The organism is Geomonas sp. (assembly GCF_056994735.1).
Genome location: NZ_JBXKJL010000099.1, coordinates 1 through 4,752, shown reverse-complemented (window position 1 = coordinate 4,752; position 4,752 = coordinate 1). Strand labels below are relative to the sequence as shown.

Here is a 4,752-nt window from a genome sequence, read left to right as displayed (position 1 = left end):
TAATAATTTTTCATCAAGATTGACTTATTCTTCAAGGCTGTGAAAATAAATTAACTTGAAAATTAAAGACAAGTATGCCGCGTTAATGTACAATATCATGCTGTTTGTTCCCAGCATGCGGCTGCCGCTTTCACGATAATAACCGTGTCTTCAGCCCGGTCAGGAGAAAAGATGAAATTAAAGAGAGTCGCCTTAATCACCCCACCGTACCACTCCGGTGTCGTGGAATCCGCCGGCACCTGGCTGAACGTCGGTTTTGTCTATATAGCAGGGGCGCTGCGCGCTGCCGGATACGAGGTCGACTACTACGACGCCATGTCGCTGTGGCACAAGTGGCCCGAGATCGAGGCGCGGATCCGCTCCTTCAACCCCGACGTGGTGGCAACCACCTCTTTTACCGCTTCCATCGGCCATGCGCTGGAGCTGACCGCCCTGGCCAAGGAGATCAACCCCGACGTCGTCACGGTGCACGGTAACGTCCACGCCACCTTCTGCTACGACGACATGCTGAAGGCCGAGCACGACACGGTCGATTACATCGTGCGCGGCGAGGGGGAAGTGACCCTGGTCTCGCTCCTCGACTGCCTGAACGCCGACGGAGATCCCGCGCAGGTGCCCGGGCTCGCCTTCTGGCGCGACGGCGCCGTGGTCGCCACCCCCAAGGCCCCCTACATCCAGGATCTCGACGCGCTCCAGCCGGCCTGGGACCTGGTGGAGTGGCCGATCTACACCTACCGCGCCAAGAACAACGCCCGGCTGGCCATCGTCTCCTCCTCGCGCGGCTGCCAGGAGAAGTGCTCCTTCTGCTCCCAGCAGCTCTTCTGGGCCAGGTCGTGGCGCTCCCGTTCGGCGGAGAATTTCGTGGACGAGCTGGAGCTTCTGAAGAACACCTACGGGGTCGAAGTGGCGATGCTGGCCGACGAGATCCCGACCCTGAGCCGGGAGCGCTGGGAGAGGATCCTCGACCTGATGATCGAGCGCAAGGTGGGGGTCAAGCTCCTGATGGAGACCCGCGTGGACGACATCCTGCGCGATGCCGACATCATGGACAAGTACCGCGAAGCCGGCGTCGAGCACATCTACGTGGGGGTAGAGGCGGGGGACCAGGCGACCCTGGATCTCTTCAACAAGAACACCAAGGTGGAGCAGTCCAAGGCCGCCATCGACATCATCAACAACGCCGACATCGTCTCCGAGACCTCCTTCGTGCTGGGGATGCCCGACGATACGCCCGAGTCGATCGCCGCGACCATCGAGCTCGCCAAGCACTACAATCCCGACATGGCCTTCTTCCTGGCCATCGCCCCCTGGCCCTACGCCGAGCTCTACTCCGAGCTGGAGCCGTATGTGGCCACCCTGGACTACCGGAAATACAACCTGGTGGAGCCGGTGATCAAGCCAAAGCATATGACGGTGGAGGAACTTGAAAGGGAACTCGGCAAGGCATCCCAGAAGTTCTACATGCACAAGTTCCAGAACCTGCACGAGCTCTCCCCCTGGAAGCGCACCTTCATGGTTGCCGTGCTGGACATCCTGATCAACAACTCCTACCTGGCCGGGCAGATGCGGGCCATGATGAAGGATGGCAAGCAGATGCCGCCCGAAGTGCAGGCCCTCCTGAAGAGCATGAAGGAGCTGAAAGGGATGCCCGACATCAAGGGGATGCCGGATATGAAAGGGAAGGGCGGCGGCCATCCCCACACCTTCGCGCCGATACCGTGAAACCGTGAAACCGTGACAGGTGAAAGGTGAAAGGTGAAGGGTGAAGGGTGACGGGTGAAGGGTGAAGGGTGACCCTTGCGTCCCCCCCTTTGACAAAGGGGGGACAGGGAGGATTTGCCTTTGAAGTCCAGACAGTTCCCAGCCTCAAGATTCAGGAGCAGCAGCGTGAATTCCATCAAGCAGACCGCCATCGTACTCAATGGCTTCATACACGACTTCGCCACCGGATACTGGCTCTCCGCCCTTATCGCCATCCATCTCCTGCACGGCTACCATGCCGGGGCGCCGGCCCTTGCGGAGCTCCTGACCGTCATCGAGCGCTTCTTCTTCTGGAACAGCGTGGGCGCGGCGGTGACCATTTTCGCTACCGGCGGAATGCGGAGCTTCACCTACGTGGACAACTTCTACGGCGCCGACGCCGAGCGGACCCGCCGCAAGATGCTGGTGATGAAGCACGTCGTGCTGTTCGTGGTAGTCGGTCTCGGCACCTACTGGGGCTACCGCACGGCTTTCTGCTGAGCCGCGAATAACCACCACTGTTGCATCCCTCCCCCCGCTTGATGCTGCTCCGTTCCTGCCCGACTTGGATACCCTCGGCATACTGCTCCGCTCCTGCCTGACCAGGATCCCCGCGGCATGCTGCTCCGCTGCTGCCCGGCCAGGATCCAACTGCATACTGCTCCGCTCCTGCCCGACCTGAATCCCCGGCATACTGCTCCGCTCCAGCCCGACGAGAATATCCGCGGGATACTACCTCCGCTTCTGCCCGACCCCGCATCCCCCGTAGGAGCGCCCTCCCGGGCGCGACCCCCCGGCATACCCTCCTTATCACCATCCGCGGCAGTACAGACCCTCACCCGTCGCCTACCCGCCGATACACGCACCCCCTCCCATCGAACACCGCCGACCCGGATCTGCTCGACCAGGTCCGGACGTAGCCGGCACCGCATTGCGAAAAAGGTTGCATTCGCCGGAACCTTCTGCTAGAAGGGTCTCATGTGAAATTCGCCATTATTTTGACGGTGGAGGCGGCAGAGGACGAGACAATCGGAGTCGCAACTCCTTGAGGGATAACGCCACATAAAGCAGCATCGGCTGGAGGGTGAGAGAGTATGGCCTTTTGGGAGGAGATTTTTCTCTGGATCGCGGTGGCGGGATATGGCGTCTCATTCCTGCTCTTTCTCAACGCGCTGGTCTTCAAGAGGGACAGGCTGCAGGACTGGGGCTACAGGGTCGCGGTGTCCGGCTTCCTGGCCGAGACGGTGGCCATCGCGGTCAGGTGGGCGGTGACGGGGCATATGCCGGCGATGTACACCTACGAGAACTCCCTGGCGGGGAGCTGGGCCATCCTGCTGACCTACCTGGTGCTGCGCCACTTCTTTCCGCAGGCACGTCCCTTCGCTGTCGCGGTAACGCCGCTGGCGCTGCTCATCATCGGCAACGGCATGTTCACCGGCGGTGAGCTCCGTCCCCTCGAGCCCGCCTTCAGGAGCAACTGGCTCTTTGTCCATGTCATGTTCGCCTGGTTCGCCTTCGGCTCCTATGTCACGGCTTTCTGCTCGGGCAGCATGTACCTCATGAGGGAAAAATCGAACAGCTCCTTCCTGATCCGGCTCCCCGAATCGAAGCTCCTGGAAGAACTCTCGCTGAGGCTGGTACTCTTCGGCTTTTTCGCACAGGCAGTGATGATCGGCAGTGGCGCCATCTGGGCGCACGCGCTGTGGGGACGGTACTGGGCCTGGGATCCTGTCGAGAACTGGTCGCTGATCTCCTGGCTCATTTACGGGACCAACGTGCACCTGCGGACCACCTTGGGTTGGAGCGGATCGAGGGCGTCGTGGTTGGCCGTCGGCTCCCTGGTAGGGGTTATATTCCTCTTCTTCGGTTTCGGACATGGAGTCAGCATCCATACCACCGTCTTTTGAAGCATCACCTGGTTCATTCCATCTCTCCCCGAAAAATCCCGGCAAGAGGGTCGCCGCTGTCGAACCGGCGGCGCCCGCTTTCCCTGCAGCCAATCCGGAACCCATACCCATCCTCATCCCTTTCTTACCCCCTCCCGTCGCTTCCGATTTAATCTCCCCCATTATCCTGTCAATCATTCCCGCGCGATCCATAGAAAAACAAAGCTTGATTATTAGTTTTGATGCCTGGTTGGCGTCATTGAAATGTAATCTTATTCCCGTTCTTTCACCTTTGGGGAGTGGGGTGATGCCGGAGTGCCAATATCTGCGACCTGAGAAGGGTGTAGAAGGCCATCCGGACTAGGCTCTTCCCCTTGGTGGGAAAATTATTTTTGTCACATAAAGCCGGAGCACAGCATGCCCGGCATCTCATGCCGCGGTGAATAACTTTTCCCATCACCCTCGCTTCTTTGATCCCGGTAACGTCCTTACCTGAAAATCCCCAACAGCGAAAGACATCGGTTTTTTCATCGCATATCTCCGAGCGATTCCCGGGTGCTGGTGATCGTGCTTGTCGCGGCTGTGAAATTATTTTCACAGCATTTAACGCCGCCCTATGGAGTTGTACCAGCCGTGTTTGACGGCCTATCCAAGGTTTCCGCGGCCGGGGACCGCGAGGCATGAAGCTTGCCAAATGAAACGTGGGAAACCGTCATGTCGATGAAACAGAGGTGGGCTATGTTGAGAAGATTTCTCCTTGTAATGATGCTGATCGGGTGTGTTCCCGCTCTGGCCAACGCGACCTGGTACGTCTCGGCGTCTACCTCGCCATCGACCGGTGCCGGCACCATCTCCAGCCCCGGTAGCACCGCCTACCCGGACACGACCCTTTCGGCCAACTACACCGTCACGCCGGCCATCGGCTACGTGATCAGCGCGGTCCGCATCGGCGGCATCGCCCAGACCGCGGTCTCCCCCGGGGTCTACAAGGTCAACAAAGTGGCAGGCACCCAGTACCTGGTCGCCTACTTCGCCACCAAGACCTTCAGCGTGACCCCCGCGGTCACCCCCGGAGGCGCCATCGTCCCGGCCTTCAGCTCGCCTCCGGTCAACTCCCTCCCGGCCG

3 protein-coding genes and 1 pseudogene are annotated in these 4,752 nt (G+C 60.0%); all 4 read left to right on the top strand.

The genetic code is table 11. The features are described 5' to 3' along the window. Positions 1-171 precede the first annotated feature (171 nt). The gene (locus tag AC11W3_RS04685) at positions 172-1,722 is read left to right on the top strand and encodes a cobalamin-dependent protein (RefSeq protein WP_484092572.1); all 1,551 of its coding nucleotides are present in this window, start codon (positions 172-174) and stop codon (positions 1,720-1,722) included. Between the two features lie 165 nt (positions 1,723-1,887). Further along, positions 1,888-2,241 (top strand): hypothetical protein, encoded by a 354-nt coding sequence (locus AC11W3_RS04680; protein WP_484092571.1) that lies wholly within the window; start codon positions 1,888-1,890, stop codon positions 2,239-2,241. A gap of 593 nt (positions 2,242-2,834) precedes the next feature. Beyond that, positions 2,835-3,647, top strand: a complete 813-nt coding sequence (gene ccsA / locus AC11W3_RS04675; protein WP_484092570.1) for a cytochrome c biogenesis protein CcsA — start codon at positions 2,835-2,837, stop codon at positions 3,645-3,647. A 717-nt stretch (positions 3,648-4,364) separates the two neighbouring features. After that, positions 4,365-4,752, top strand: a pseudogene (locus AC11W3_RS04670) (cytochrome c3 family protein); the annotation flags it as partial.

Excerpts from the sequence above, each read along its gene's own strand:
- AC11W3_RS04685 (WP_484092572.1), top strand. The coding sequence starts at position 172 with ATGAAATTAAAGAGAGTCGCCTTAATCACCCCACCGTACCACTCCGGT.
- ccsA (WP_484092570.1), top strand. The coding sequence starts at position 2,835 with ATGGCCTTTTGGGAGGAGATTTTTCTCTGGATCGCGGTGGCGGGATAT.